Here is a 26,168-nt window from a genome sequence, read left to right as displayed (position 1 = left end):
GCTCAGCGCGTGGGCTTCACCGGCGGCACGACGGGCTTGGACGGAGCTGCGGGTGCGCTCGGCACCACCGGTGCGGACGGGGTCGGCGCCCCGGACGGAGCGGGCGGAGCGGGCGGAGCCGACGGGCCTGACGACATGGCCGACGGGGACGGCGAAACGGTCGGCGGCGGGTTGTCGCACCGCCGGCTGCTGCCACTGCCGTTCCCGCCGGCGTTGTCGTCGTCCGAGTCGTAGGTGTCGGTGTGGTGGCGGGCCTTGCGGCCGCTCTTGGAGCCCTTCGAGCCGGACGAGCTCTTGGAACCCGACGAGCTCTTGGAGCCGGAGGAGCCCGACTTGGCCAGCAGCACCGTGCCGCCGTGCGGCGCGCCCTCCGCCACGGTCGACGCCACGGACGGCGCCACGGACCCTGCCACTGAAGTCGCCACGGACCCCGCAGCGCCCTCCGGGCCGCGTTCGGCTGCGCCGAGCTCGGCCGTGCGGAAGGCCGCCCGCACCACGACGGCCGCGGCGGCGGCCACGGTCGCCGTGGCCTTGGACGGGGCCGTCGGCGAACTCGTGGTCGTCGGTGAGGAGGACGGTGAGGAGGCGGGCGGCGGGCAGGCCGACCCCCCGCCCCCGCTCCCGTCGTCGCCGTCCTGACCCGAGCAGCCGGTGAGCACCAGGGCCCCGGCCACCCCCACCCCCATGATCGCCAGCAGGCGTCTCACACGTTCCCCCCGTCCCTCTCCTCCGTCTTCTACCGATTCTCTCCGACGCCGCCCGTGCCGAGGTGCCGACCGACGAAGTCGATCTCCAGCCGCAGCTGCTTGATCCGCTCGTCGACGACGAGCGAACCGTGCCCGGCGTCGTACCGGTACACCTCGTGCACCTTGCCCAGCTGCTCCAGCCGCTCGACGTAGTTGTCGATCTGCCGGATCGGGCAGCGCGGGTCGTTCACCCCGGCGCTGATGTAGACCGGGACCCGCACCCGCTCCACGTAGGTCAGCGGGGAGGAGGCGGTCCAGCGCTCGGGCACCTCCTCCGGCGTTCCGCCGAAGAGCGTGCGGTCGATCGCCTTCAGCGCCTCCATCTCGTCGTCGTACGCGGTCAGGTAGTCCGCGACGGGGACGGCGGCGACGCCGAGGCTCCAGAGCTCCGGCTGCACGCCGAGGCCGAGCAGGGTGAGGTAGCCGCCCCAGGAACCGCCGGACAGCACCAGCCGGTCCGGGTCGGCCAGGCCGCTCGCCACCGCCCACTCCCGGACGGCCGCGATGTCCTCCAGCTCGATCAGGCCGACCCGCTCGCGCAGCGCGTCCGTCCAGGCCTGGCCGTAGCCGGTGGAGCCGCGGTAGTTGACCCGGACCACCGCGAAGCCGTGGTCCAGCCAGGCGGCCGGGCCGGCGGCGAAGGAGTCGCTGTCGTGGTGGGTCGGGCCGCCGTGCACCTCGAAGACGGTCGGGAACGGGCCGTCCGCCGGACCGGCCCCGGACGGTCGCTGGACGAGCGCGTGCACCCGGCCGCCGGGGCCGTCCACCCAGACGTCCTCGACCGGGACGGAGGCGGGCGGCACCGCGCCGGGCGCGCGCAGCACCACGCCGCCGGCGGTGGAACGGACCGCGGACGGCTCGGCGGCGGAGGACCAGAGGAACTCCACGGTGCCGTCCGGCCGGGCGGTCGCGCCGCTGACCGTGCCGCGCGGGGTGTCGAGCCGGGTCAGCACGCCCTTGGCGCTCCCCGGGCCGTCCGGGCCGTCCGGGCCGTCGAGCTCGTACGAGAACAGCTCGCTGCGCGCCTCGTACTCGTGCTCGATCAGCAGGGACCGGGCGCCGGGCCGCCACTGGGCGGAGACGTCGCCGGGCAGTTCGCGGCCCTGTTCGTCGCGGAGCGGCAGCGCGGTCTCGACACCGGTCGCGACGTCCCAGATCATCGGTTCCCAGCGGCCGGTGCGCTGCTGGGCGACCAGCAGCCGGGTGTCACCGTCGACCGGGGCGAAGCCCATGCAGGCCACACCGCGCGGTTCCGCGTGCCCGGTGACCTCGTCCAGCTCGGCGACGGTCGCGCCGTCGGAGAGGCGGACCACCCGGATCGCCCCGTGCATCGCGTCGCCGTGCTCGGTGTGGTCGATGGCCAGCAGGGTGCTGTCGTGACTGAGGTCGCCGACGCCGCCGTACTCCGCGTGCCGGTAGATCTCGACCGGTTCGGTCGCCCCGGGCCGTCGCAGGTGCAGGGTGGTGCCGTGCTCGTCGGTGGACCGGCCGACCACGACGGTGCCGTCCCGGCCGAGGGCCAGGCCCGCGTCGTAGGACGGGTCGAGGCCGGGGACGGCCTCCTCGTCGGGGCCGGTCGCGCCTTCGGGGCGGCCCTCGAAGGGCCGGCGGCGCCAGATGCCGAACTCGTCACCGTCGCTGTCGTCGAACCACCAGATCCACGCGCCGTCGGGGGACAGTTCGGCGTCGGTCGTGCCGTTCGGCCGGTCGGTGACGCGCCGGTGGGTGTCGGTGGCGCGGTCCCAGGCGTAGATCTCGTAGGTGCCGCTGGCGTTGGACACGTACAGCGCCCGGTCGGGGGCGTCCTCCGCCCAGTCCGGCAGGGAGACCCGTGCCGCCCTGAACCGCTGCTCCCACGCCGGAACGGCGCTCTTCTCCTCGCTCATCCACCCATCCAACCCGATCGGGGGGCGGGAACGGAACGGGGGCGGGCGCGGGAGCGGACCCTTCCCGCCCCCGCGCCCGCCCGTCCCTCCTCCGCCACGTCCTCGCTTCCGCTTCCGTACCTGTTCGTGTTCCGTTTCCCGATCGGGTTCCCGCCCCGGGCCCCGGCCGCGCTGTCCGCTCAGGCCGTTCGGCGGGGCAGCAGCTGCACCAGGCCCACCAGCAGCAGCTCCAGCACCGCCAGCGCGCCGACGCTGACGCCGAACGCGGTGGCCGGGTCCGCCGCCCCGTAGTAGAGGATGCCGATCAGCGCGATGCCGAGCGCCCCGGCCACCTGCTGGACGGTGGCCACCACACCCGCCGCCGAACCGGCCAGCCGCGGCTCGACGCAGGCCAGCACCGTCGAGGTCACCGGGGCGATCACCAGACCCATCCCGAGGCCGTCCACGAACAGTCCGGGCGCAAGCCACCAGACGCTGCCGGTGTCCCCGGCCGCGTACACGGCGAGGCCGAGCAGTCCCAGTCCGGCGGCCATCAGCAGCCCGCCCAGTGCGATCGCCTGCCGGCCGAGCCGGGCCACGAAACGGTGCACGGTGGTCGAGGTGAGCAGGTAGCCGGCACCGATCGCGGTGAACACCAGTCCGGCCCCGAGCGCGTCCAGACCGCGGCCCGGCTGCAGGTAGAGGGCGAGCACGAGGAAGAAGGACGCCTGGCCGAGCCAGAAGGCCAGTTGGGCGAGCAGCCCGGCGGTGAAGGCGCGGGTGCGGAAGAGCCGGGTGTCGACCAGCGGCGAGCCGGACCGGCCCGTCCGGTGCTGGTGGACCCCGAAGACGGCGAGCACGGCGGCCGAGCCGGCCAGGCAGAGCCACGTCCAGAGCGGCCAGCCCGCCTCGCGGCCCTGGATCAGCGGCAGCACCAGGCCGGTCAGCCCGGTCGTGACCAGCAGCACGCCCACCGGGTCCAACCCGGGCCGCTGCGGGGCACGCGACTCCGGCAGGCAGCGGCGGACCAGGGCCAGGGCGGCCAGGCCGACCGGCAGGTTGATCAGGAAGCAGCTGCGCCAGTCCAGACCGAACAGGTCGGCGCGGATCAGCACCCCGCCGATCAGCTGCCCGAACACCGCGCCGAGCCCCATGGTCAGCCCGTACATCGCGAACGCCCGGGCCTGGGCGGCCCCGCTGAACGCGGTGCGCAGGATCGCCAGCACCTGCGGGCCCATCAGGGCCGCCGACAGTCCCTGCGCGACCCGGGCGCCGACCAGGGCACCCGCCGTCGGGGCGAGGCCGCAGGCCACGGAGGCGAGGGTGAACAGGGCCAGGCCGAGGCCGAACACCCGGCGGCGCCCGTAGCGGTCGCCGAGCCGCCCGGCGGTGATCAGGCCGGCGGCGAGGGCCAGGCCGAAGCCGGCCACCACCCACTGGACGGCAGCGGGTCCGGCTCTCAGATCGGCCTGGACGGAGGGTATGGCGACGTTGACCACGAAGACGTCGAGGGCGGTCATGAAGGTGGCGGTGAGGACGACGGGCAGCAGGCCCCGGGGCGCGGGGGCCGCGCCGTCGGCCGGGCTGTCCGGGCCGCCCGGGCGGGGGCGGGGGGCGGTGCGAAGGACGGTGCGCAGGGCGGTGCTCACGGCAGGTGCTCCTCAGGGGCGGGAGGGGGCGTCGTCGGAGGGGGGAGGCGCTGGCGGGGGCGGTGGAGGTGGGGGCGGTGGAGGTGGGGCTCGCGGGAGGAGCGGTCGCCGACGGCGGGGCGGTGGCGGGGGCGGACCGGGTGTGTGGCCGCCCCCGCAGGCGGCACGACGGCGGCTCAGGCGCCCGGGACGCGGTCCAGGAAGCCGTGCACGGAGGCGATCCGGCCCTCCGGGTCGGCCACCAGCACGTCGAAGCCGATCACCAGCGGCTCCGCGCCGGCCGGCCCCAGGTTCCAGGTGAACCGGGCGATGTCGTGGTGCGCGTCGACCGGGCCGAGGGTGAACACCAGGCCGGGGAACTGCCCCTGGGCGGCGCCGATCAGCGCGTCGACGCCCTCGCGGCCGGTGACCGCGGCCAGCGGGTCGGTGTACCGGCAGTCCTCGGCCCACACCTCGTCGATCAGCTTCCGGCGGGCGGCCGGGTCGGTCTCGTTCCAGACGGCGAGGTAACGCTCGGCGAGCTGCTGGAGGTCGGTCGGCTGGATGGCGTTCATGGTTCTTCTCCCTTGTCCGGTGGGCCGATCGGCCCCGGTGGGGCGGGTCGTTCCCGCTGTTCACGAAGGTACGGACGGCGGACGGCGGGCGAATCCGTCACGGATAGGTAGGGGCCTACGTAGGCCGCGCCAGTAGGGTCGGGGGCATGGGGACGCTGTACGGGCGGGAACGGGAGCAGGCCGCGGTCGACGCGCTGCTCGACGGGGCGGGGGACGGCCGCAGCGGGGTGCTGGTGCTCCGTGGTGAACCGGGCATCGGCAAGACCGCGTTGCTGGAGTACGCGGTCGCGACGGCGGGCCGGGAGTTCCGGGTGGTCCGCGCGACCGGGGTCGAGTACGAGGCCGAACTCCCCTTCGCCGGACTGAGCCTGCTGCTCGGGCCGGGGCTGGACCGGCTGGACGCCCTTCCCGCTCCGCAACGACGCTCCCTGGAGGGTGCGTTCGGACTGGGGGAAGGCGGCGGTGCGCCCACCGACCGGCTGCTCACCGGACTGGCGACCCTCGGACTGCTCGCCGAAATCGCCTCCGACAAGCCTCTGTTGTGCGTCGTCGACGACGTGCAGTGGCTGGACCGCGCCTCGCTGGACGCGCTGCTGCTCGCCGCCCGCCGTCTCCAGGCGGAGGGCGTCGCCCTGCTGCTCGCTGCCCGGGACACCCTCCCGACCGCAGGCGGCGCGGACGCCCTGCCGCTCGCCGGGCTCCCCGAACTGCGCCTGGCCGGACTCGCCGGGCCGGACGCCGAACGGCTGCTGGACGCCCGGGCCGCCGGAGGGATCACCGATCCGGTCCGCCGCCGGTTGCTCGCCGAGGCCGCCGGGAACCCGCTCGCCCTCGTCGAACTCTCCTTCACCGAAGCCGAGTCGGACGCCGGAGGGCTGGCGCTCACCAGTCGGCTGCAGATCGCCTTCCACGGCCAGGTCACCGGGCTGCCGCCGGCCACCCAGACGCTGCTGCTGGTCGCCGCCGCGGAGGAGAACGGCGACCTCGACGTCGTCCTGTCGGCCGCCGCCGCCCTCGGGGCCGGCGCCGACACGATGGCGCCCGCCGAGCAGGCCGGACTGGTCACGGTCGGCGCCGACCGCCGGCTCTCCTTCCGGCATCCGCTCCTGCGTACCGCCGTCCTCCAACGTGCACCCCTGCAACAGCGCCTGACGGCCCATCGGATGATCGGCGAGGCGCTGGAGGACGGCGACCGCCGCACCTGGCACCTGGTCCTCGCCGCCACCGGTCCCGACGCCGATCTCGCGGACGCGCTGGAACGGGCCGCCGTCCGGGCCGAGTCCCGGGGTGCCCACGGTGGCGCCGCCGCCGCGTACGAGCGCGCGGCCCGGCTCACCCCGGACCGCGACGGAGCCACCCGGCGGCTCGTGCTGGCCGCCGAAGCGGCCACCGAGGAAGGCAAGTTGGCGCAGGCCGAGGAACTGGCCGACCGGGCCCGGGCGCGGACCGACAGCGTCTTCGCGCACGCTCTGCTGGACCAGGTCCGGGCGGTCGCACACTTCTGGCGCGGGTCCTACCCGGCCGCCTACCGGCTGCTGCTCGACGCCGCGGCCACCGACATCGAGCCGGCCCACGCCGCCCGGATGCTGCTCCAGGCGTTCCATCCCGCCTGGTACGTGGGCGAGGAGGCGGTCGCCACGGTGCTCGACCGGCTGGCGGCGCTGCCGCTCGCGCCGGAGGAGCCGCTCGCGCCGCTGGCCCGCCACCTGCCCGCCGCCGTCCTGCCCGTTCTGGACCGCCCGGCGGATCCGGTGCCGGTGCTCCGAGAGACCGTCGAGGCCGCCCGCAAGGCCGGTGCGGAGAGCCCGAGCGACCTGGTCCAGCTCTGCGGTGCGACCCTGATCCTCGGCCGGGACGCCGAGACCCTCGAACTGGCCGCCGAGCTGGTGGCGGAGGCCCGGGCCAAGGGGACCGTCGGGGTCCTGCCCACGCTCCAGTTCTTCCTCGCCGAGGCGGAGCTGTTCCACGGCCGCCACCGCGATGCCGAGGTCACTGCCACCGAGGCGCTCACCCTGGCCCGGGACACCGGACAGCGCCAGTGGACCAGCCAGCTGGCGGCCCTGCTGTCCTGTGTCGCCGCGCTCGGCGGCGCGGACGAGCGGTGCACGGAGCTGGCCGACGAAGCGCTCGACTCCGGTTCTCCGGCGCCCGCCGCCGGCGCGCCCTGGGCGCAGTGGGGGATCGCCCTGCTGGACCTCGGGAGGGGGCGGGCGGGGGCCGCCGCCGACCGGCTGCACACGCTCACCACCGGGCCGTACCGGCACCACGTCAGCGCCACCCGGGCGGTGCCCGACCTGGTCGAGGCCGTCGTGCGGCTGGGGGCCCCGGAGCGGGCGGCCGAGCCGTACGAACGGTTCGCCCACTGGGCGGGGGCGGCGGGGACGCCCTGGGCGGAGGCGCTCCGGCTGCGCTGCCGGGCGCTGCTCGGGCCGCACCAGTCGGCCGAGTCCGCGTACCTGGCCGCGCTCGCGCTGCACGAGGGGACCGACCGGCCGTTCGAACAGGCCAGGACGGCCCTGCTGTACGGGGAGTGGCTGCGCCGGGAACGGCGCCGAACGGATGCGAGGCCGCACCTGGGCGTGGCGCTGGAGACCTTCGAACGGCTCGGTGCCGGGCCGTGGGCGGACCGGGCCCGCGGCGAGCTGACCGCCACCGGCGGGGCGGCCCCGGCGGCGGCCGGGGCGCCGCCGGGCGTGCTCACCGTGCTCACCCCGCAGGAGCTGCAGATCGCCCGGCTGGCCGCCGCGGGGCTGACCAACCGGGACATCGCGGCGCAGCTGTTCCTGAGCCCCCGGACCGTGGGACACCACCTCTACAAGGCCTACCCGAAGCTGGGGATCGCCGCGCGGACGGAGCTGGCCGCGCTGTTCTGAGGGAACGCGCCGTCGCCGTCGCGGCGACTCGCCCCGAAGACGTCGTCGCTGTACTCGGAGGTGGCGGTGAGCAGGCTCTCGCCTCCGGCGGCCGTCCCGCTTCCGATCTTGGGCACTGCCCTCCCCGGGATCGGAGAACGGCAGGTCCACGGCACCGTTCCTGCCGGTGAGCGCCACCTTCCGGGTGAAGCGGGAGCTGGCCTTCGCGTCCCGCAGGGGGTGGGGGCAGCCCCCGTGTCGATCATGGCGTCAGCAGGATGGGCGGCGGTGCGGCCGCGCGGCAGGCTGGAGCGCGAACGACCCAGGGCGACAGCGACAAGGGAGTGATCGGTGAAGGCACGTGCGGGGGCCGCAGCACTGTTGGCGGGGACGTGCGCGATGGCGGTCTCGGGGTTCTTCCCGACTGCCGCCGCTGCGGGGGAACGGGCGTCGGCCGCGCCCCCCGCCGGTCTCAGGGCGGCCGTCGAACAGACGGTCGCGGACGGATTCCCGGCCGCCGTCGCGTACGCCAGGCAGGGGGAGCGGGAGTCACGGACGGCGGCCGGGCTCGCCGACACGGCGACCGGCGAGCGGGCCCGACCGGACCAGCGGTTCCGGATCGCCAGCAACACCAAGTCGTTCGTCTCGACGGTGCTCCTGCAACTGGAGGGCGAGGGGCGGCTCTCGCTCGACGACAGCGTGGAGAAGTGGCTGCCCGGCGTGGTCGGCGGGAACGGCAACGACGGCAACGCCATCATCGTCCGGCAGCTGCTCAACCACACCTCGGGCATCTACGACCCCACCGACGAGCCGGAGTTCTTCGCCCCCTACCTGGAGCGCCACGAGTGGGGCTACGTCTACACCCCGCGGGAGGTGATCGCCCGCGCAGTCCGGCACGCGCCGTCGTTCACGCCGCCCGGGAGCGGCTGGGCGTACTCCAACACCAACTACCTGCTCGCCGGGCTGGTGATCGAGGCGGTCACGCACCACAGCGCGCCCTCCGAGATCCACCGGCGGATCCTCGTCCCGCTCGGCCTCAGGAACACCTCCTTCCCCGTGACCGACCCGGACATCCGCGGCCCCCACCTGCACGGGTACGACCTCGCGGGCCGCGACGTGACCCGGTTCAGCCCGTCGTACGACTGGACCGCCGGCGCAATGATCTCCACCGTCGACGACCTGGCCCGGTTCCACCGGGCCCTGTTCGGCGGCAAGCTGCTGCGCCCGGCCCAGCAGCGTGAGCTGTTGACCACGGTGAAGTTCACGGGCGGGCCGGCGTACGGACTGGGCGTGCAGCGCAGGGAGGTGACCTGCGGCACGGGTCCGGACGCCAAACAGGTCAGCACCTGGGCGACCGACGGCGGCGGCCCCGGCTTCATGAGCCTGTCGTTCAGCACCGTCGACGGTGAGCGGCAGTTGGTCCTCGCCCTCAACGTCTACGACCTCGGCGCGGACTTGAAGGACGAGGTGCCCGTCCCGCTGGGCCCGGGTGCGGCGCAGGTGCAGACGGCGGCCCTGTGCGGCTGAGGCGGTCGCCCTCCGCAGACTCGCCCGGGCCGACCGCCCGCCGGTAGCCGGGTGTCCGGGTGGGTCGCCCGCCGGTGGCGCGGGCTACTCGGCGGGGATGCCGCGGAGGAGGAAGGGGAGGTGGGCGCCTCGGGCGAGGGCGTCGAGGGCCTGGGTGGTGCGGTGGTGTTGGTCGGGGGTCATGGCGTCGGTGAGTTGGGCGCGGTGGAGCCAGTGGACGGCGGTGATGGTGTGGGGCGGGCGGTGGCGGGCGACGGTGGATTCCTGGGCGGGGGTGAGTCGGCCGCCCCAGTAGACGAAGTTGACGGCTTCGGGGAGGCGTCGGGCGTCGACGTAGTCGGTGGCGAGGACGGAGCGCAGGGGCAGGACGAGGCCGGTTTCGGTTTCGGTGTGGCGGCGGGCGGCGAGGTGGGGGAGTTCGTCGGCTTCGGCGCTGCCGCCGGGGAGCATGAGGCCGGAGCGGTAGGTGGTGGCGACGAGGAGGATCGCGCCGTCGCGGTTGAGGACGAGGGCCTGGTGGCCGAGGCGGCGGCGGGGCGGGCGGGTCAGGATCGTGGGGAGGTTGTTGAGCACGGGGGTCTCCTCGGTGGGGAGTTGACGGGGCAGGGGTGGTCCCCGGCCCGGCTGGTGCTGGGGGCGTGGGCCGGGCCGGGGGTTCCCGCGTGGCGCACCACACCGGCACGCGGGGGTTCAGGGGGTGGGGTCGGAATCGGGACCGGGGTCGGGGTCGTGCTGGGTGTCGGGCGAGAGCCAGGTGAAGCAGGCGGGCAGGCCGGCGCTGATGCCGGTGGCGAGGACGAGGCCGAAGATCAGGAGGCGGGGTCCGAGCGGTCCGTCGTGGATCGGCCGGCAGACGAGGGCGGCGGTGAGGGTGCTGAGGGCGGGGACGCCGAGTGCGGTGGCGACGAGCGCGGGGGCCCGGTTCACGCCGGGTCGTCGGCGCGCGGCCTGCTGGGCTGCTGGACGCTGAGGTAGCGGGGTTCGGGCAGGGGTCGGACGAGTTCGGGCCTGGTGGTCCACTCGCAGCCGCCGCCCTCGCGGCGGAGGTAGGCGAGGCCGCCGAGGGTGTCCATGTAGACGCCTTCGAGCACCCCACCGGCGGGGACACGGCACCCGAAGTCACGGACCACCTCCCCGACGACGGGGGTGTACACGGGCATGCGGGGGCAACTGGGCATGGGGGCTCCACTGGTCGCACTGAGCTGCTTGGTCATTACGTTCCGTGTTTATGATGGCCTGGATGGGCGCACACTCAGCCCCGAGAGCGCAACTTGATTCCTTGATCCACAAGTTGGTGGGGCATGGTCAACCGCAAGGAACTTGATCCGACGTCCGGTCCGTGGGCCCCGTTCGGATTGCAACTTCGCAGGTCGCGTGAGGTGAAGAAGCTCACGCAGGCGCGCCTGGCGAAGCTGGTCGGATTCGATCCCTCCTACGTCTCCTACGCCGAACTTGCATCGCGCGAGCCGCCGAGCGAGAAGTTCGCGCGCAGGGCGGACGAGGTCCTGGAGACCGGTGGCACCCTGCTGCTGATGTGGCTGCAGAACAAGAACTCCGGTTTGCTGGAGGGATTCCCCGTCTTCGCGAGGCATGAGGCGAAGGCGGCTGAGATACGGATCTTCGAATCAGGCGTCGTGCCCGGGCTCTTCCAGACCGAGGCATACGCGAGGTCCATCGCACTCGCCGATGTCCGCCGCGGCACTATCACGAGCCAACAGGCCGAGGAGCGAGTGACGTTCCTACTTGCACGTCAGCAACTGCTGAATCGAGCCCAGCCGCCACTCATCCATGCGGTTCTGGACGAAAGCTGCCTGCGTCGCCAGGTCGGTGGAGTAGCGATCATGGAGGAGCAGTTCGCCTTGCTGGAAGCGCAGTTCGAGTCGAGCCACGTCATCCTCCAGATCGCCCCATTTGCCATGGGCGAACACAGGCCGTTTGCTCTACCGATGGTGCTGCTTACGCTTCCCGACCGATCCTTGCTCGGGTATTCGGAGTCGGAAGGGCGGAGCCATCTTGAACACGATTCCGCCATGCTGGGTGCTTGGAGGAGACACTACGATCGATTGCAAGTGGGAGCGCTGGCCGAGACAGTGACTTCCGATTGGTTTCGCGCTGCTCGGGAGGGAAAAGCATGTCCGAGATCAACTTGGCCCGTGCCGCGTGGGTGAAGTCCAGCTACAGCCAACAGGGCGGCAACTGCGTTGAGGTGGAGCTCGGTTCGTCCGGTATCGTCCCCGTCCGTGACTCCAAGGACCCATCCGGCCCTGCCCTCGTTTTCCCTGACGAGGGGTGGCGCTCCTTCGTCACTGCCCTCCAGGCTGGCGAATTTGGTGAGGGTTGATCGCCATTGCCCGATGGCCCTGACCGTTCGCAGGTCAGGGCCATCGTCGTTCATCGGCCGGTTCTGGGATTCACCTGGTCGTTCGGCGCGCGTACCGTGAGCGGTGCTGGTACCAACTCCCGTGTGGAAGGGCTCTCGGATGACGCGTGTCGGCCTCACGACTGCCTGGTGGTACAGGAGCACGTACAGCGGCAATGGCGGCAACTGCGTCGAGATCGCCCCCGGCTTCCGCGGCCTCGTCCCTGTCCGTGACTCCAAGGACCCCCAGGGTCCGGTACTCCTCCTGTCTGCCGATGCCTTCGCGGCCTTCGTCGCCGCTGTCCAGGCCGGCGAGTTCGGTGAGGGCTGACCGACCCAGAACCCGGGAGGCCCTGCTCCGCCCGGACCGGGCGGAGCAGGGCCTCCTACTTCTCCTCCTCCGGCGGGGGCGGCATGCCCGCGCGCCAGCGGGCCAGGGCGGTCGCGCCCTCCGCGAGCGGCCCGGGCCGCTCCTCCTCGGGGGCGCTCACCGGGCGGCCAGCGCGTGCTGGATGTCCGCCAGCGACCGGTTCTTGGTCTCCGGCACCTTCCGTGCCACGAACAGCACCGCCCCGAGCGACACCGCCGCGAAGAACCAGAACACCCAGCGCTCACCGATCGCATCGGCCGTCGGCAGGAAGGCCTGGCCGACCACGAAGTTGGCGGCCCAGTTGACCAGTGCGCACAGGCCCGTCCCCCGCGCCCGCGACTCGGGCGGGAAGATCTCGGCCGCCAGGATCCAGAACACCGGCCCCAGCCCGATCGCGAACGCCCCCACGTACGACGTCATCGCGACCAGGGCGACCGCGTCGGCGACCGGCCCCGGCTGCTGCGGCCCGAGGGCCACGCCCAGCGCCACCAGCGAGACCGCCATGCCGCCCAGCGACCAGAGCAGCAGCGGGCGTCGCCCGACGCGGTCGATCAGCGGGATCGCGGCGATCGTGAGCACCACGTTCACCGTGCCGATCGCCACCGAGTAGCCGATCGAGTCGGTGGCCGGAAGCCCGGCCCGGGCCATGATGCTCGGCGCGTAGTAGATGATCGAGTTGATTCCGCCGAACTGCTGCACCGCCGCCAGCGTCACCCCGATGACCAGCGCGGCCCGCGCCCCCTGGGTGGTGAGCAGGGCGCGCGGCGGCTCGGTCCGCGCCGTCCGGGTGCGGCCGTCCAGCCAGGCGGGCGTCTCCGGGATGAACAGCGTCCCGATCAGCATCGCCGCGGACGGCACCAGCCCGACCGCGAACATGGCCCGCCAGTCGGCGGCGTCCGCGAAGGCCAGGTTGACCAGGTACGACACCAGGATCCCCACGGTCAGCAGGATCTGGTTGACCGTGATCATCCGCCCCCGCAGCCTCGGCGGTGCGATCTCCGCCAGGTAGAGCGGCACGACCGTCGAAGCGCTGCCGACCGCGAGGCCGAGGACGGCCCGGGCGGCCAGCAGGGTCCAGAAGTCGGGGGCCAGGGTGGCGAGCAGCAGCCCGACGGTGAACGTGGCGGCGACGCCGATCAGCACCTTCCTGCGGCCGAAGCGGTCGGCCGGCCGGGCGCCGGCCAGCGCACCGACCGCCGCGCCGAGCAGCAGCGCGGAGATGACCGCGCCCTCCTGGAACGCGTTCAGCGCGAGCTGGTCCTTGAGGAACAGCAGCGCACCGGAGATGACGCCGGTGTCGAAGCCGAACAGCAGGCCGCCGAGCGCCACCACGCCGGTGGCGAGGGCCATACGGGGCACGGGTGGTGGCGCGACGTCGGGCGCGGCGGGCGGTGCGACGTCCAGGTGGAGCTGCGGTGCCATGAGCGGGTTCCCCTCCTGGGGCGGGTCGGGCCGGGGGCGGTGGGGCCGGGGCAGTGGGGCCGGACGTGACCGACCGGCTAGTGGTGGGCGTGGGAGGCGTCGAGCTCGTGCAGGACGGACTCGTGCCGGATGTCGAACCACCGCAGGTAGGCGACCAGCCGCTCGGTGAAGGCGTGCGCCTCCGCCTCCTCGCGCCGGCTCTGCGGGGCCCGCGCGGGGAGCGGCCCGTCGATCGACTCCAGGGCCGGGGTGCACAGTTCGACCGTGTCGCCGGGCGCGGCGAGCCCGTCCAGGTAGTCGGCGGTCCGGTGGCCGGGGACGCCGTGGTAGAGCTGCGTCCAGACCAGTTGTTGCGGTCGGGCGCCGGCCGCGGTGAGGGCGCGCCAGCGGGCGGAGGCGTCGGGGTCGTGGGCGTCGGCGTGGATCCGGCGGGCCAGCCGGGCGGTGGCGGTTCCGGCCATCCCGCGCAGGGCCTTGGCCTCGTGACTGCCGGCCCGGTCGAGCAGGGCGTCGATCTCGACGTCGATGCCGCCGACGCCGAAGGCCGCGACGGAGCCGAGGGTGGTGAGGTCGAGGCCGCGCCAGCGGGCGAGTTCGAGCCCGTCGAGGTGGGCCCGGACGGCCTGCCGGTAGCGGGTGACGGAGTGCACCGGGCCGAGCCGGACGCCGATGCCCTCGCCGAGCAGCGGGGTCAGGGCGGCGACGCCCGCGTCGGAGGCCGGCAGGGCGGCCAGCAGGTTGGGCCGCGCGACGGTGGCGGCCAGCCGGCGGGCGGCGTGCAGTTGGGCGGTGGCGGCGCGGGTGCGGGCGGCGACCGGTACGGAGACCAGTCCGTCGCGTCCTTCGCTGCGCTTGTACGCGGGGAGCAACACGTCGCACAGCAGGCGGAGTTCATTCTCCGGGACCGGTCCGGTGAGGGCGACGGAGGTGATCCGGCCGGCTTCGGCGAGGCGGCGGATCCGGTCGTGGCCGGCGGCGCCGGACGGGGTGTGCTGGTACCAGACGCCGAGGCCGGTGGCGGTGCGTACCGGGGGGCGCTCCAGGGTGCCGATCATGCGGGGACGGTCCTTTCCGGGTCGAGGGGGTGGGGGTGCGGAGTGGGGGGCACGGTTCCGGGAGCGGGTGGAGGGGAGGGGGCGGGGCGACCGGCGGGGTCGGCGGGCCGCAGCCGCGCGCTGGCCGCCACCGCGACCAGGGCGGCCAGGCAGATCGCGGCGGCGAGCGGGACCACCGGCCCGACCCCGTGCGCGGTGACCGTCCGGCCGCCGAGCGCGGCCCCTGCGGCGATTCCGGCGTTGGCCGCCGAGACACCCAGAGTGGCCGCGAAGTCACCGCCGGAGCCGGCGAGTTCGACGATCCGGGACTGCAGGGCCGGGACCAGACCGAAGCCGACCAGGCCCCAGCACGCGACGATCACCGCGGCGGCGGCCCCGGACCGGCCGAACAGGTGCAGCGCGAGCAGTGCGGCGGCGAGTCCGGCGCAGCCCAGGGTGAGCGTGCCGGCGGCCCGGCGGTCGGCCAGCCGGCCGCCGGCGAAGGTCCCGACGGCGCTGGCCGCCCCGAAGGCGAGCAGGTACGCGCCGACCAGCCCGCCGGTGACGCCGGTGACGCCCTCCAGGTAGCCGGCCAGGTACGTGTACGCGGTGAACTGGCCGGTGAACAGCACCACGGCGATGCCCAGCACGGCGAGGACCGGGCCGGACAGCGCGCCCCGGAGCTGTCCGGCCAGGCTGGCCGCCCCCATGGCCGCGGTCGGCGGGACGGTCCGCCGGACGGCCAGCAGGGCGAGCACCCCGAGCACGGTGACGGCGGCGAGTGCGGCGCGCCAGCCGAGCCACTGCCCGGCCAGCGTGCCGAGCGGCACGCCGAGCACGGTGGCGACCGAGATGCCGCCGAAGACCAGCGAGATGGCCCGCCCCTGGCGGCCGGGGCCGGCCAGGGCGACGGCCACGCTGGTGGCGGCGCCGACGATCACCCCGTGGGCGAGCCCGGCCGCGCAGCGGGCGGCCAGCAGGACGGCGACGTTCCCGGCGGCGGCCCCGCCGGCGCTCGCCGCCACGTAGGCGGCGAGCGCGCCGAGCAACAGGGTGCGGCGCGGCAGCCGGAGGGTCAGTGCGGTGAGGGCCGGCCCGCCGAGGGAGATGCCCAGGGCGTAGCCGGTGACCAGCAGGCCGACCGTGCCCAGTCCGGTCCCCAAACCGTCGGCGATCGGGCCGAGGATTCCGACGACGACGAACTCCGACGTGCCGACGACGAAGGCGGTGAGCGCCAGGGCGAGGAACGCCGGGCGCTTCGCCGGGTGATTCACCGGGTGATTCACCTGCCGCGCGACCCGATCCTTTTCCGGAAAGTCCTTCGGAAAAGCCGCCGAAGGACTTTCCGGGAAATTCTGCGGGCCGTCGGCCGTTCTGGTCTCCCTGCTGTCCGGCATGGCCGTCAGCTCTCCGGCCAGTATTCGGAGGGGAGGTAGAGGCGGGTTTCGGTGGCCTGTTCGTACGGCATTCCGGAGGGCATGTTGATGAGTTCCATGCTCATGCCCCAGGGGGTGGTGAAGTAGACCCAGCGGTCGCCCTTGATCGGACCGTCCTCGATGGTCTCGGGCTCGCCGAGGATGGTGACGCCGGGGTGCTTGCGCAGGTAGTCGGCGGCCTTGTCGACGTCGTCGACGTAGATCGCGAAGTGGTGGCCGCCGATGTCGCTGTTGCGCGGCTGCTCGCGGTCCTGCTCGGGGGCGGTGTACTCGAAGAGCTCCAGGTTGGCGTTGGGGCCGAGGCGGAGCATGGCGATGTTCGCGGAGGCCCGCGGGTCGACGTTCAGCTTGCGGGCCATCCAGTCGGTCTCCGGGTCCTCGACCGGGCCGAGGCGGTAGGCGAGTTCGGCGCCGATGACGTCGACGAAGAAGTCGACGGCCTGCCGGAGGTCGGGCACGGTGTAGGCGATGTGGTGGACCGCCCGGGCGCCCGGAATCTTGGCCATGGGAATCCTCTTTCGTTCGATCCCGTTCCGAGGGATCCCGCCGGTGGGCCCGGCGGGATTTCCCGGCCGGCTGTCCGCAGCCGGCTGATTCGAGAATGGGGCCGACCGGCGGTGGGGGCAACGAGCTCCGGCGGACTTTGTCAAGGTGCCAAACCGGCGCTCCGGGCGTTCACGATTCCGGCCGACTGTGTTCTGCTGTTGGGCCGATCGGGAATTTCTCCCACGTATTCGAGCGGAGCTGGTTCACATGACGATCACGTCCGAGGTTCACGTCGCCGGCCGGGTGGCCCCGGGATTCGAGCGGGTCCGTGCCGAGTTCGAGCGCAACCTGCTCGAACGGGACGATCTGGGCGCCGCGTTCTCGGTCCACCTGGGCCGGGAGACGCTGGTGGACCTCTGGGGCGGGACGGCGGACGCGCGGACCGGCGCCCGCTGGGAGCGGGACACGCTCCAGACGATCTTCTCCGGGAGCAAGGGCATCACCGTCACCGCGCTGCTGAAGCTGGTGGACCGCGGTGCGATCGAGCTGGACCGCCCGGTCTCCCACTACTGGCCCGAGTTCGCGGCGGCCGGCAAGGCCGCGGTGACCGTCCGGGAGGTGGTCACCTTCACCGGTCGGCTGCCCGGCATGTGGGCCCCGGTCAGCCAGGACGACGCCAACGACCCGGTCCTGATGGCGAAGCTGATCGCCGCCCAGGAGCTGGAGAGCGACCCGCGCGCCGACGGCATCCTGTACGGGCCGCTGTCGGCCGGCTGGATCGTCGGCGAGCTGATCCGCCGGGTGGACGGCCGCCCGCTGGACCGGTTCTTCCGCGAGGAGATCGCCGGGCCGCTGGGGCTCGACATCCACTACGGCACCGGCCCGGCCGACTGGCCCCGGCTGGCCCGCACCACCTACGGGACCAACTTCCTGCCCCAGTTCACCGGCTTCTTCCACAGCGACGACCCGCTGACCCGGCGGATCTGGCAGAACCCGCAGCCGTTCCCGGACGACGAAGGCGTCTGGGGCCGTCCGGAGCGCCGGTCCGCGCTGATACCGGCGATCAACGTGAGCGGCACCGCCCGGGCGTTCTCGACGCTGTACGGGATCCTGGCCGAGGACGCCGTCCGCCCGCGGGACGACGCCCCGCTGCTGCTCTCCCGGACGACCATGGACGAGGCGCGCGGCGTGTACGCCCGCAAGACGGACCGGCTGATCGACGTGGTGATGGCGTACGGCGGCGGCGGGTACCGGCTGCGGACGGCCGAGCGGCCCGGCCCGGACGGGGAGACCTTCGGCCATGACGGCGGCGGCGGTTCGGCGAACCAGGCGTGGCCCCGGGTCGGGCTGGGGGTCTCGTACGTGATGAACCGGTTGATCGCGCTGGGGCCGGACGACAAGCGGGCCGGCTCGCTGCTCAAGGCGCTGGCGGCGGACGTGACCGACCTGGGGCTGATGCCCGAGGGCCGGTCCTGAGACCCGCAGGGGAAGCCGTCGACGGCAGTGACGGCGGCGACGTTGCTGACAGCAGCGGGCCCGGACGGGCGGGCCCGGCCGGACAGGCGGAAACGGCAAGGGCCCCCACGGGGGTCGGGGGCCCTTGCCGGTCGGGTGGCCCACCCGGCGGAGCACGCCGCCGGGTGGGCCGGTCATCGCACTGCGGTCACCACACCGCGGTCACCACACCGCGGTCACGCCGCGGACGTCACGCCGCGGACGTCACGCCGCGGACGTCACGCCGCGGACGTCACGCCGCGGACGTCACGCCGCGGACGTCACGCCGCGGACGCGGCCTCCGCCTCGGCAGCCTCGGCGGCCTTGGCCGCCTCCGCGGCGGCGATGCCGTCCAGGCGGGCGTACTGCTCGGGGGTCAGCTCGACGGCCAGCGCGCCCAGGTTCTCCGCGAGGTGCTTCTCGGAGGTGGTGCCCGGGATGGGCAGGATGTTGGGCGAGCGGTGCAGCAGCCAGGCGAGCGCCGTCTGGGCCGGGGTGGCGCCGATCTCGCGGGCGACCTCGGAGACCGGGCTGTCCTCGCCCGCGTGGCCGCCGATGGCGATCGGGAAGAACGGCAGGAACGCGATGCCGCGCTCGGCGGTGAAGTCGACCACCGCGTCGTGCTGGCGGGTGGCCAGGTTGTACCAGTTCTGCACGGAGGCGATCGGGGCGATCTCCAGGGCCTGCTCCAGCTCGTCGACGGTGACCTCGGAGAGCCCGATGTGCCGGACCTTGCCCTCGTCCTGGAGCTGCTTGAGCGCGCCGATCTGGTCGGCCAGCGGCACCTCGGGGTCGATCCGGTGCAGCTGGAGCAGGTCGATCCGCTCGACCTGGAGCCGGCGCAGGCTCAGCTCGGCCTGCTGGCGGAGGTAGGCCGGGTGGCCGACCGGGACCCACTCGGAGGGGCTCGGGCGGGTCATGCCGACCTTGGTGGCGACCACGACGTCCTGGGCGTACGGGTGCAGGGCCTCGGCGACCAGCTCCTCGCCGGCGCCGAGGGCGTAGGAGTCGGCGGTGTCGATCAGCTGGACGCCGTGCTCGACGGCGGCGCGCAGCACACCGAGGGCGGCGGCGCGCGGGGTCGGGCCGTGCCAGACGATCGCCTCGGTCGGCTTGATGTCCGGGGTGTCGGCGAGGCGCATGGTGCCGTAGCCGATCCGGCGGACCGTCAGGTCGCCTCCGACGGCGAAGGACTGGCGGTCGATCTGGGTGGTGATCTCGGTGTTCGTCACGCTGGTCACGGTACAATCTCCCATTCGTGTGAGATTCAAGTGGTTGTGAGGGGTGTCACATGCGGATCGGTGAGCTGGCGGCGCTGACCGGGGTCAGCGTCCGCCTGTTGCGGTACTACGAGGAGCAGGGCCTGCTGGAGACCCACCGCCGCGAGGGCGGCCACCGCCGGTACGGGGAGGAGGCGCCGGCGGTGGTCCGGAACATCCGGGCCCTGCTGGGGGCGGGGCTCTCCACCGGGGCCATCCGGGACGTGCTGCCCTGCGTGAGCGGCGACGGCTCGGTGGCGCCCTGCATGCTGGAGGTGCTGGAGCACCGGCTGGACCTGCTGGACCGGCAGATGCTGTCGCTCGGGGCGAGCCGGGCCGCGTTGGCGGGGATCGTCGCGGCGGCCCGGCGGGAGGCGGCGGAACCGGTACCGGTGTAGCGCCCCGCCCCGGTGCCCGTTACTCGGCCGCCGCGGTGGCGGCCGGTGCGGTTCCGGCGGTTCCGGCGGGTACGGCGGGCGCGGTGGCCGCAGTGGCCGCCGCCCGGGGAGCCGACGGAGGAACCGGCCGGGTATCGGGCCGGGTAGCGGGCCCGGACCGACCCCATCGACGCATCACCGGCACCTCGACCAGGCGGTACAGCGCCCAGCCGAAGACGATGCTCAGCGCCAGGGTGATCCCCATGACCCCCAGGGCACCGGGGGTGTCCCAGGTGTTCGCGCCGGCCGATCCGGTCGCAGCGAGGCCCAGCGGTCCGTACTGGATGACCAGGAAGTGGACCATGTAGAAGGCGAAGGAGACCTCGCCGAGCCAGACCATGGTCCGGCCGGCGAACGGTGTCCCGAGCCCCGCGGCGTCCTTGACGGCGACCGCGGCGATCAGCAGCGCGACCGGCAGGGCGGTCGGGGCGGCCATGCCCCAGGCGTCCGGCAGCGTGATCATCAGTGCGTAGCCGGCGGCGACGAGCAGGACCGTCACCGGCCAGCCGATCGCCACCCACCGCCCGGTCCGGACGATCCGTGCCAGCAGGATGCCGAGCACGAACTCCGGCAGCCGGGAGGCCGGGAGGAAGTAGACGAACCAGTACCGCCAGAAGGAGAGCGGCTGCCAGGGCGAGTTCGGGCTCCCCGGGAGCAGCTGGGCGAGCAGCGGCAGGGCGAACAGCGCCGCCGTCACCAGGCCCACCCAGAGCCAGAGCCGCTCCGGCCGGATGCGCTTCACCAGCGGCAGGATCACCGGGAAGCTCAGGTAGAACAGCACCTCGCAGGCGAGCGACCAGCTCGGGCCGTTCGTCCCGCCGATCACCTCCAGGGAGGGGATCCAGCTCTGCAGCAGCAGCAGCGAGGGGACCGTCCCGGCGGTGGTCAGCTCGGCGCCGGCCCGGGCCATCAGCAGCAGCCCGACCAGCCAGGTGACGGCGTGGTTGGGGTACAGCTTGAAGAGCCGGCGGCGGTAGAAGGCGGCGGGGCGGTCGCCGTCCCGGGCCGACCAGGTGAGCACGAAGCCGCTCAGGACGAAGAAGAACCCGACGCCGAGGAAGCCCGCCCGGCTGAGGTACGTCGACATGAAGTCGTTCAGGCCGGGCCGGTCGAACGGCTTGGCGACCGACACGTGGGTCAGGAAGACCAGCAGTGCGGCGATCCACCGCATGCCGGTCAGCGACGGCAGGCGGGAGAGTGCCTCCCTGGTGGGCGCGCTCACCGGGTGCTCCCGGGGAGCCGGATCGACTGGCGGTGGCGGAAGAAGTCCTTCGGGTCGTACTGCTGCTTGATCCGCTGCAGCCTCGGGTAGTTGTCCTTGTAGTAGAGCGCGCTCCACGGGACGTTCGAGGTGTTCTGCTCCGGGTCGCTCAGGTCGCGGTCCGCGTAGTTGACGTAGCAGCCGTCGGTGACCCGGTTGGAGACCGGGACGCCGCCGGTGTCGCCGTACACCTCGCGGTAGAACTCCTGCAGCCAGGCCATGTTGGGGGCGTCGTCGGCCGGCGCCGTCCAGTAGGTCTGGTACAGCAGCTTGAAGATCGCGTCCCGCTGCGGCAGCGCGGTGGCGCCGGAGGCGACGCTGTTGATCCGGCCGCCGAAGGAGATCACGGCGACGCCGCCGCGCGGGTTGGTGTAGTCGGTGCGGGTCAGGTGCTTCCAGACGGCCGCGATCTGGTTCTCGGGGAAGCCGCGCCGCATGTACGCCGACTTGTGGCCGGCCCGCAGCTGCGGGTTGGTCTGGGTCGCGTCCATGGTGCCGATGTACTTGACCGCCTTCAGCCACGGCAGCCGGACCACGTCGCCCTGGTGGGGCACACCGAGGGCGGTGCTCAGGCCCTGGACGAAGTCGTCGGCGCGCTGCTCGGCCTGCGGCACGTCGCCGTTGACCTGGAGCAGCAGGACCAGGCTGCCGGAGACCTTGTGGTTGAGGAAGAGCCAGCTGGTCAGGCCGTTGTACACCGAGTCGGGGGCGCTGTTCTGCTCGAACCAGGTGCCGTAGTGGCGCACCATCTCGGTGAAGCCGCGCTGGGTGATGTTCTCCCAGGACCAGCTCGGGATGGCGATCAGCACCTCGGCCGGCGGCTTGGGCAGCAGGTCCGACGGGTTGGTGCCGGTGGCACCCGGCGAGCGGAACCAGTACCGGGTGACCACGCCGAAGTTGCCGCCGCCACCGCCGGTGTGGGCCCACCAGAGGTCGCGGTGCGGGTCGTTCGGCTCGCGGGTCGCGACGACCGCCCGGGCCCGGCCGTTGGCGTCGAGGGTGACGACCTCGATCGCGTACAGGTGGTCGACCACCAGGCCGTGCTTGCGGGACAGGTTGCCGTAGCCGCCGCCCTGGACGTGCCCGCCGACACCGACCGCGTAGCAGACGCCGCCCGGAACGGTGACCCCCCAGCCCTCGTACAGGGTCTGGTAGACCTTCAGCAGGGTGGCGCCCGCCTCGACCTCGAACGCCCGGCGGCCGGGGTCGTAGCCGACCGCGTCCATGAGGTTCATGTCGACGACGATCTCGACCTCGGGGTTGTAGACGAAGTCCTCGTAGCAGTGCCCGCCGCCCCGGACGGTGAGCCGCTGCCGCTTGTCGGCCGCGTCCTGCACCGCCTGCACCACCTGGGCGGTGGTGCGCGGCAGCCGGACGCCCTTCGGCTTGGCCTCCCAGCGCGGGTTGAAGCCGGATATCAGGTCGACGTAGCGCGGGTTCTCGGGGGTGACGCTGATCAGGTCCCCGTTCCGTACCGCTCTGGACGCCCGACCGGTGTCCTCCGCGGCCGCCCCGGCGGCCGGGACGAGCAGCCCGCCGGCCGTGGCGGTGCCGACGGTCGCCCCGGCACCGGCCACGAACGTGCGGCGACTGAGATTTCGCATGGAACTCTTCCCACTTCCTGTCAGTGATGGCGCGGTTCAGTCGAGTTGGGGGATCCGGGGCGGCAGCGCGGCGCTGAGCCGCTGCGGCAGGACGCGGGTGCTCAGCAGCCGCAGTCCGTCCGGGCCGGCCGTCACGGTGATCTCGGATTCGTGCCGGGCGAGCAGCAACGTGCCTTCGGTGACGGGGAGTTCGTCGAGGCCGTGGGTGGCGGTGCCGGTGCCGGCGACGACGAACAGGGCTTCCTCGACCCCGTCGTGCGGCTCGTGGAGCAGGGTGTCGCCGGGCGGCAGCCGCCACAGGTCGACCGTCTCGGTCTCGCTGTGCAGCATGCCCCGGCGGGCCAGGCAGGACCAGGTCCGTTCCCGCGACCCGGTCGCGGCCGGAGCGCAGTCCACCGGGCGCAGCGCGCGGCTGACGATCATCGCGCGGCCCGCCCCGGTACCGCGAGCTCGGCGTGGAAGAACTCCAGGCCTCCCTCGTGGGCCGTGATCACCGCGTCCACCCCGAACGGCAGGGTCACCGCCGTGCCCGCCGCGATCTCCACCTCCGTGGAGCCGGCCGTGGCGGTGCCGGAGCCGGTCAGCACGAAGACGGTGTGCTCGCCGGCGTGCGAGCTGTACGCGGCGGAGTCGCCGGCCGCCAGCTCCCGGATCTCCACCAGGCGCAGCGGGCCGGTGAAGACGCCGGCCGGGTCGACCGCGCGCTCCTCCCGCAGGTCGTGCAGCCGCATGGTCTCGGTCTTCCTTTCGCTCGGACGGGTGGTCGTGGGGTCGGGCGCAGGCCCGTGCAGGACCGCGGACGTGGCCGGGGACGGCATCTCGATGACCAGCCACTCCAGGTGCCCCTCGGGGGCGCTGCCGTAGCCGGGGTCGGTGACGCCCGCGGGGGCGCCGGTGTTGCGCAGGCCGTGCACGGTGCCGATCCCGGTGAGCAGCAGGGACCCGGGGCGGGCCGGCCGCGGTTCGCCGTCGACCAGGAACTCGCCGTGGCCGCGGAGGATGAAGTAGATCTCCTCGGTGCGGGTGTGGCGGTGTTCGCCGCTCAGCCCGCCGGGCGGGATCCGGGCGACCTCGATCGCCTCGACCTCGGCCTCCAGGTGCTGCGGGCCGGCGAGGGCCTTCCAGTAGGTGAGGCCGGGGGCGCCGTGCACGCCGTAGATCTCGGAGGCGTCCCGGGTGTCCGCGACGATCAGGCCGGGCGCGGGCGTTGCTGCCGTGGCCGTGGCCGTGGCCGTGGCCGTGGCCGTAGCCCTAGCCCTAGCCCTGGTCGCCGTGGCCGTGGCCGATCCCGCCGCCGATCCCGCCGCCGCTGCGTCAGACACGGCTGAGCTCCCGGAGGGCGTTGAGCTCGCGCAGGTCCTCGACCGCGGTGGCGAGCTCCTCACGGGTCACGTCGTTGACGAAGATCGCGTCACCGATGCCGACCGGCAGCGGGAGCCGCTGCTGGCCGTCGCGGTGCCGGACGGTGTCCTGGAGCGCGACGTCGAGCAGCTCGGCGTCGAGCAGGTCGTTCCAGCTGGGCAGCCCCACCGAGCGCATGACGTCGAGGATCCGGTCGCGCTGCTCCAGGTCGACCAGGCCGCGGCGCCAGGCGAGCACGGTGGTGAGCGCCATGTCGACGGAGACCGCCTCGCCGTGCAGCAGGGCCGGCAGGGCCCGCATCTCCAGGGTGGGGGAGAAGGTGTGGCCGTAGTCGACGATCCGCTCCAGCTCGGCTTCCCACAGGTTGGGCTGGAGCTCCTCCAGCATGCCGTGGATGGCGCGGCGGATCACCTGACCGGCCGGGTCGCCGGGGCGGGCGTCGTCCTGGAACTTCTGCTCGACCAGCCACGGGCCGTGCTGCTCCAGCAGCTCGAACAGCCGGGCGTCCTTGATCAGCGCCATCTTGAGGATCTCGCCCATGCCGTTGGCGATGTGGCGGCGGTCGACGGTGGCGAGGAAGGAGCGGTCGAGCAGGGTGAGCACGGGGGCGAAGTAGGTGCCGAGGCGGTTCTTGTGGCCGTTGAAGTTGACCCCGGTCTTGACCCCGACACCCGCGTCGACCAGGCCGATCAGCGTGGTGGGGACACGCACCACCGGGGTGCCCCGGCGGTAGAGGTTGGCCACCAGGCAGACGATGTCCATCAGGACGCCGCCGCCGATCACGATGATCGGCTCGCGCCGGCGGTCCAGGCCGAAGGAGTCCAGCGCGACCACGATGTCCGAGGCGGTCTCGAACTCCTTGAGGGTCTCGTCGGCGCGGACCACCTGCATGAAGTAGTCGACGCCGTGGTGCTCGAAGTAGCTGCGGACGCGGTCGCCGTGCAGGCGGTCGACCTCCGCGTCGATCACCACGAACCGGCGGTTGCCGCCCGTGGCTCCGGCGGACTTCTCGACCAGGGCGGTGCTCGCCGGGTCGAAGACGTCGTCGCAGACGCGCACCTCGTACTCGACCGGCTTGACCGCCCGAACGCGCCAGGACTTCGAGGACTGGCTGTAGGTGAGGCCGCTCGGGTAATTGTCGAAGACAAGCATGTCCTTTTCCCTTGTGAAGGCGTGGGTGAATTCACGAGCTGCGGTGCGGGTGCAGGGGAGGGAGGTTGCGGAATTCGTCCGGCGGAACGTGCGGGGGCCTGTGCGGCCGGACGGCCGGTTATTCGGAGGAACGGTCCGCGTGTTCGGGCCGGCGGCCGAGCGCGACGGCGGCATAGGCCGCCGAGGCGAGCGTCATGTGCCGGTGCCAGCCCTCGAAGGAGCGCCCTTCGAAATCGCGGAGGCCGACGCGTTCGCCGATGGTCGTGCGGTCCTCCTCGACGTCGCCGGCGAGCCGGAAGAGGCGGGGGAATTCGGCAGCCCGGTCCGGTTCGGAATCGGTCAGCCAGAATCCGGAGAACGCGGTGGGACGCGCCCCGGACTCCGCGTAGAGCAGCAGCTCCGGCCCCGTGGGCGGCAGGGCCACCCGGACGACGTGCGCCTCGACCCCGGGCGGGCCCGAGGTGCCGGCCAGCCTGCGGGCTCCGGCGGAGGCGAACAGCTGGTACGCGGGGAGCGGCCGGCCGCGGTCACGGGTGGGGGCCGTGACCGGGGTGAGCCGGGTCGTCGGGTCGACCCGGACGGCCACCCGCAGGCCGAGCGCCCGGCCGGTCGCGAACAGCCCGCCCGGCTCGGCCGGGCAGCCGTCCCAGATCAGGGTGGCCGAGGCGGTGGCCGGCAGGCGGTCCGCGAGCGGCCCCAGCAGGGCGGCCTGCCGCTCCAGCGAGTCCCCGGCCGGGGTTTCGGCGCCCGGCGTGACGGCCCGGTGGGGCGGGTCCGTCAGCTGGAGCTGCCAGTCGACCGGCGCGTTGAGCCGCGGGGCCAGGTACCAGAGGCCGACGGCCTGCTGGACGCCGGCGAGCTGACCCAGCTCGGGGACGAAGCGCCGGCCGACACCGACCGAGCGGGTACCGGACTTCGGGATGAACATCGACCGGACCAGCCAGGCGCGGGGGGCGCACGCCTCGACCAGCCGGGCCGCCAGCGCTTCCCGGACGGGGGCCCAGGCCCAGGGGGAGTTGCGGATGAAGTGGTGCAGCCGCTGGACCGCCCCCGGGTCGCCGAGCGTCCGGGCGATGTTGCTGATGGATTTCCGGCCGGCCGTTCCGAGGAGGCCGTGGAGGTATTCCTCGGCCTTGATCCGGTAGTCGGCGCGGTCGAACGACGAGAAGATGTGGTCGCCCAGGATATTCGGAACTCCTTCGAGCGGGGTTCCGGTCGCTGCTGCACCCATGGTGTCTCACCTCCTTCCTTCGTAATTCCGGCCGATGGGCCCCGGTGTTTCCCGGGTGATTTCCCGGC

At 73.5% G+C, this 26,168-nt stretch carries 26 protein-coding genes; 7 read left to right on the top strand and 19 right to left on the bottom strand.

The window, feature by feature from the left end:
* Window positions 1–2: 2 nt before the first annotated feature.
* From ACFWIC_RS32990 to ACFWIC_RS32975, 4 genes are all read right to left on the bottom strand, one after another.
* Window positions 3–707 carry a hypothetical protein gene (locus ACFWIC_RS32990; RefSeq protein WP_380520711.1) on the bottom strand — a complete coding sequence of 235 codons (705 nt, stop codon included), beginning with the start codon at window positions 705–707 and terminating at the stop codon, window positions 3–5.
* Window positions 708–736: 29 nt separating this feature from the next.
* Entirely contained in the window at window positions 737–2,632 is a 1,896-nt protein-coding gene (locus tag ACFWIC_RS32985; protein WP_380520710.1) for a S9 family peptidase, read from the bottom strand.
* A 179-nt stretch (window positions 2,633–2,811) separates the two neighbouring features.
* Window positions 2,812–4,260, bottom strand: coding sequence for an MFS transporter (locus tag ACFWIC_RS32980; RefSeq protein ID WP_380520709.1), 1,449 nt, complete (start codon window positions 4,258–4,260; stop codon window positions 2,812–2,814).
* 176 nt (window positions 4,261–4,436) lie between these two features.
* On the bottom strand, window positions 4,437–4,814 hold the full coding sequence (locus tag ACFWIC_RS32975; RefSeq protein WP_380520708.1) for a nuclear transport factor 2 family protein: 378 nt from the start codon (window positions 4,812–4,814) through the stop codon (window positions 4,437–4,439).
* A gap of 146 nt (window positions 4,815–4,960) precedes the next feature.
* On the opposite strand from ACFWIC_RS32975, the gene ACFWIC_RS32970 reads away from it, so the two are divergent.
* Window positions 4,961–7,687, top strand: a complete 2,727-nt coding sequence (locus ACFWIC_RS32970; protein ID WP_380520707.1) for an AAA family ATPase — start codon at window positions 4,961–4,963, stop codon at window positions 7,685–7,687.
* Here the strand turns inward: ACFWIC_RS32970 and ACFWIC_RS32965 are convergent.
* Window positions 7,636–7,803: a hypothetical protein gene (locus tag ACFWIC_RS32965; RefSeq protein WP_329949061.1), complete on the bottom strand. Its 168-nt coding sequence runs from the start codon at window positions 7,801–7,803 to the stop codon at window positions 7,636–7,638. The genes ACFWIC_RS32970 and ACFWIC_RS32965 overlap by 52 nt on opposite strands.
* A gap of 214 nt (window positions 7,804–8,017) precedes the next feature.
* Here ACFWIC_RS32965 and ACFWIC_RS32960 point away from each other — a divergent pair, with 214 nt between their 5' ends.
* Window positions 8,018–9,193 (top strand): serine hydrolase domain-containing protein, encoded by a 1,176-nt coding sequence (locus ACFWIC_RS32960; protein ID WP_380520706.1) that lies wholly within the window; start codon window positions 8,018–8,020, stop codon window positions 9,191–9,193.
* An 84-nt stretch (window positions 9,194–9,277) separates the two neighbouring features.
* On the opposite strand, the gene ACFWIC_RS32955 is transcribed toward ACFWIC_RS32960, so the two are convergent.
* The 3 genes from ACFWIC_RS32955 to ACFWIC_RS32945 all read right to left on the bottom strand — a co-directional run bounded on the left by ACFWIC_RS32955 (window position 9,278) and on the right by ACFWIC_RS32945 (window position 10,371).
* On the bottom strand, window positions 9,278–9,766 hold the full coding sequence (locus ACFWIC_RS32955; protein ID WP_380520705.1) for an NUDIX domain-containing protein: 489 nt from the start codon (window positions 9,764–9,766) through the stop codon (window positions 9,278–9,280).
* A 117-nt stretch (window positions 9,767–9,883) separates the two neighbouring features.
* On the bottom strand, window positions 9,884–10,120 hold the full coding sequence (locus ACFWIC_RS32950; protein ID WP_380520704.1) for a hypothetical protein: 237 nt from the start codon (window positions 10,118–10,120) through the stop codon (window positions 9,884–9,886).
* Window positions 10,117–10,371: a hypothetical protein gene (locus ACFWIC_RS32945; protein WP_355399921.1), complete on the bottom strand. Its 255-nt coding sequence runs from the start codon at window positions 10,369–10,371 to the stop codon at window positions 10,117–10,119. Before ACFWIC_RS32945 ends, ACFWIC_RS32950 begins: the two co-directional genes overlap by 4 nt.
* A 123-nt stretch (window positions 10,372–10,494) precedes the next feature.
* Here ACFWIC_RS32945 and ACFWIC_RS32940 point away from each other — a divergent pair, with 123 nt between their 5' ends.
* The 3 genes from ACFWIC_RS32940 to ACFWIC_RS32930 all read left to right on the top strand — a co-directional run bounded on the left by ACFWIC_RS32940 (window position 10,495) and on the right by ACFWIC_RS32930 (window position 11,883).
* Window positions 10,495–11,361, top strand: a complete 867-nt coding sequence (locus ACFWIC_RS32940) for a helix-turn-helix domain-containing protein (RefSeq protein WP_380520703.1) — start codon at window positions 10,495–10,497, stop codon at window positions 11,359–11,361.
* On the top strand, window positions 11,325–11,534 hold the full coding sequence (locus ACFWIC_RS32935) for a DUF397 domain-containing protein (protein WP_380360594.1): 210 nt from the start codon (window positions 11,325–11,327) through the stop codon (window positions 11,532–11,534). Before ACFWIC_RS32940 ends, ACFWIC_RS32935 begins: the two co-directional genes overlap by 37 nt.
* 139 nt (window positions 11,535–11,673) lie before the next feature.
* Window positions 11,674–11,883, top strand: coding sequence for a DUF397 domain-containing protein (locus tag ACFWIC_RS32930; RefSeq protein WP_380520702.1), 210 nt, complete (start codon window positions 11,674–11,676; stop codon window positions 11,881–11,883).
* A gap of 156 nt (window positions 11,884–12,039) precedes the next feature.
* On the opposite strand, the gene ACFWIC_RS32925 is transcribed toward ACFWIC_RS32930, so the two are convergent.
* The 4 genes from ACFWIC_RS32925 to ACFWIC_RS32910 all read right to left on the bottom strand — a co-directional run bounded on the left by ACFWIC_RS32925 (window position 12,040) and on the right by ACFWIC_RS32910 (window position 16,320).
* Window positions 12,040–13,344, bottom strand: coding sequence for an MFS transporter (locus tag ACFWIC_RS32925; protein WP_380520701.1), 1,305 nt, complete (start codon window positions 13,342–13,344; stop codon window positions 12,040–12,042).
* Between the two features lie 77 nt (window positions 13,345–13,421).
* Window positions 13,422–14,399, bottom strand: coding sequence for a transaldolase family protein (locus ACFWIC_RS32920; protein ID WP_380360588.1), 978 nt, complete (start codon window positions 14,397–14,399; stop codon window positions 13,422–13,424).
* Window positions 14,396–15,652: an MFS transporter gene (locus tag ACFWIC_RS32915; RefSeq protein ID WP_380520700.1), complete on the bottom strand. Its 1,257-nt coding sequence runs from the start codon at window positions 15,650–15,652 to the stop codon at window positions 14,396–14,398. Before ACFWIC_RS32915 ends, ACFWIC_RS32920 begins: the two co-directional genes overlap by 4 nt.
* A 128-nt stretch (window positions 15,653–15,780) precedes the next feature.
* Window positions 15,781–16,320: a VOC family protein gene (locus ACFWIC_RS32910; protein WP_329883852.1), complete on the bottom strand. Its 540-nt coding sequence runs from the start codon at window positions 16,318–16,320 to the stop codon at window positions 15,781–15,783.
* 247 nt (window positions 16,321–16,567) lie between these two features.
* Between ACFWIC_RS32910 and ACFWIC_RS32905 the strand changes: the two genes are divergently transcribed.
* Complete coding sequence (locus tag ACFWIC_RS32905; RefSeq protein ID WP_355401065.1) at window positions 16,568–17,776, top strand: serine hydrolase domain-containing protein; 1,209 nt, start codon at window positions 16,568–16,570, stop codon at window positions 17,774–17,776.
* Between the two features lie 299 nt (window positions 17,777–18,075).
* Here the strand turns inward: ACFWIC_RS32905 and ACFWIC_RS32900 are convergent, their stop codons facing one another.
* Entirely contained in the window at window positions 18,076–19,035 is a 960-nt protein-coding gene (locus tag ACFWIC_RS32900; protein WP_380360584.1) for an aldo/keto reductase, read from the bottom strand.
* A gap of 50 nt (window positions 19,036–19,085) precedes the next feature.
* Between ACFWIC_RS32900 and ACFWIC_RS32895 the strand changes: the two genes are divergently transcribed.
* Window positions 19,086–19,451 (top strand): MerR family transcriptional regulator, encoded by a 366-nt coding sequence (locus ACFWIC_RS32895; RefSeq protein ID WP_329883855.1) that lies wholly within the window; start codon window positions 19,086–19,088, stop codon window positions 19,449–19,451.
* Between the two features lie 19 nt (window positions 19,452–19,470).
* On the opposite strand, the gene ACFWIC_RS32890 is transcribed toward ACFWIC_RS32895, so the two are convergent.
* The 6 genes from ACFWIC_RS32890 to ACFWIC_RS32865 all read right to left on the bottom strand — a co-directional run bounded on the left by ACFWIC_RS32890 (window position 19,471) and on the right by ACFWIC_RS32865 (window position 26,100).
* Complete coding sequence (locus tag ACFWIC_RS32890) at window positions 19,471–20,712, bottom strand: acyltransferase family protein (RefSeq protein WP_380520699.1); 1,242 nt, start codon at window positions 20,710–20,712, stop codon at window positions 19,471–19,473.
* Window positions 20,709–22,355, bottom strand: a complete 1,647-nt coding sequence (locus ACFWIC_RS32885; protein WP_329948072.1) for an FAD-binding oxidoreductase — start codon at window positions 22,353–22,355, stop codon at window positions 20,709–20,711. The genes ACFWIC_RS32890 and ACFWIC_RS32885 overlap by 4 nt, the downstream gene beginning before the upstream one ends.
* A 36-nt stretch (window positions 22,356–22,391) precedes the next feature.
* Window positions 22,392–22,778 (bottom strand): hypothetical protein, encoded by a 387-nt coding sequence (locus tag ACFWIC_RS32880; RefSeq protein WP_329948071.1) that lies wholly within the window; start codon window positions 22,776–22,778, stop codon window positions 22,392–22,394.
* Window positions 22,775–23,677: a cupin domain-containing protein gene (locus ACFWIC_RS32875; RefSeq protein WP_380520698.1), complete on the bottom strand. Its 903-nt coding sequence runs from the start codon at window positions 23,675–23,677 to the stop codon at window positions 22,775–22,777. Before ACFWIC_RS32875 ends, ACFWIC_RS32880 begins: the two co-directional genes overlap by 4 nt.
* Complete coding sequence (locus ACFWIC_RS32870) at window positions 23,670–24,869, bottom strand: sedoheptulose 7-phosphate cyclase (protein WP_329948069.1); 1,200 nt, start codon at window positions 24,867–24,869, stop codon at window positions 23,670–23,672. Before ACFWIC_RS32870 ends, ACFWIC_RS32875 begins: the two co-directional genes overlap by 8 nt.
* 118 nt (window positions 24,870–24,987) lie before the next feature.
* Window positions 24,988–26,100 (bottom strand): transposase, encoded by a 1,113-nt coding sequence (locus tag ACFWIC_RS32865; protein WP_380360575.1) that lies wholly within the window; start codon window positions 26,098–26,100, stop codon window positions 24,988–24,990.
* Between the last annotated feature and the right edge of the window lie 68 nt (window positions 26,101–26,168).

This window comes from Kitasatospora sp. NPDC127035, assembly GCF_042726075.1.
Lineage (GTDB): Bacteria > Actinomycetota > Actinomycetes > Streptomycetales > Streptomycetaceae > Kitasatospora.
Note: the sequence above shows the minus strand (reverse complement) of the source record. Positions and strands in the feature narration are given on the sequence as shown.

Bases quoted from the DNA above. Each gene is read 5' to 3' on its own strand.
- ACFWIC_RS32910 (WP_329883852.1), bottom strand. From the start codon at position 16,320: ATGGCCAAGATTCCGGGCGCCCGGGCGGTCCACCACATCGCCTACACC.
- ACFWIC_RS32940 (WP_380520703.1), top strand. From the start codon at position 10,495: ATGGTCAACCGCAAGGAACTTGATCCGACGTCCGGTCCGTGGGCCCCG.
- ACFWIC_RS32880 (WP_329948071.1), bottom strand. From the start codon at position 22,778: ATGATCGTCAGCCGCGCGCTGCGCCCGGTGGACTGCGCTCCGGCCGCG.
- ACFWIC_RS32925 (WP_380520701.1), bottom strand. From the start codon at position 13,344: ATGGCACCGCAGCTCCACCTGGACGTCGCACCGCCCGCCGCGCCCGAC.
- ACFWIC_RS32865 (WP_380360575.1), bottom strand. From the start codon at position 26,100: ATGGGTGCAGCAGCGACCGGAACCCCGCTCGAAGGAGTTCCGAATATC.
- ACFWIC_RS32920 (WP_380360588.1), bottom strand. From the start codon at position 14,399: ATGATCGGCACCCTGGAGCGCCCCCCGGTACGCACCGCCACCGGCCTC.
- ACFWIC_RS32870 (WP_329948069.1), bottom strand. From the start codon at position 24,869: ATGCTTGTCTTCGACAATTACCCGAGCGGCCTCACCTACAGCCAGTCC.
- ACFWIC_RS32975 (WP_380520708.1), bottom strand. From the start codon at position 4,814: ATGAACGCCATCCAGCCGACCGACCTCCAGCAGCTCGCCGAGCGTTAC.
- ACFWIC_RS32905 (WP_355401065.1), top strand. From the start codon at position 16,568: ATGACGATCACGTCCGAGGTTCACGTCGCCGGCCGGGTGGCCCCGGGA.
- ACFWIC_RS32945 (WP_355399921.1), bottom strand. From the start codon at position 10,371: ATGCCCAGTTGCCCCCGCATGCCCGTGTACACCCCCGTCGTCGGGGAG.
- ACFWIC_RS32935 (WP_380360594.1), top strand. From the start codon at position 11,325: ATGTCCGAGATCAACTTGGCCCGTGCCGCGTGGGTGAAGTCCAGCTAC.
- ACFWIC_RS32985 (WP_380520710.1), bottom strand. From the start codon at position 2,632: ATGAGCGAGGAGAAGAGCGCCGTTCCGGCGTGGGAGCAGCGGTTCAGG.
- ACFWIC_RS32970 (WP_380520707.1), top strand. From the start codon at position 4,961: ATGGGGACGCTGTACGGGCGGGAACGGGAGCAGGCCGCGGTCGACGCG.
- ACFWIC_RS32930 (WP_380520702.1), top strand. From the start codon at position 11,674: ATGACGCGTGTCGGCCTCACGACTGCCTGGTGGTACAGGAGCACGTAC.
- ACFWIC_RS32885 (WP_329948072.1), bottom strand. From the start codon at position 22,355: ATGCGAAATCTCAGTCGCCGCACGTTCGTGGCCGGTGCCGGGGCGACC.
- ACFWIC_RS32895 (WP_329883855.1), top strand. From the start codon at position 19,086: ATGCGGATCGGTGAGCTGGCGGCGCTGACCGGGGTCAGCGTCCGCCTG.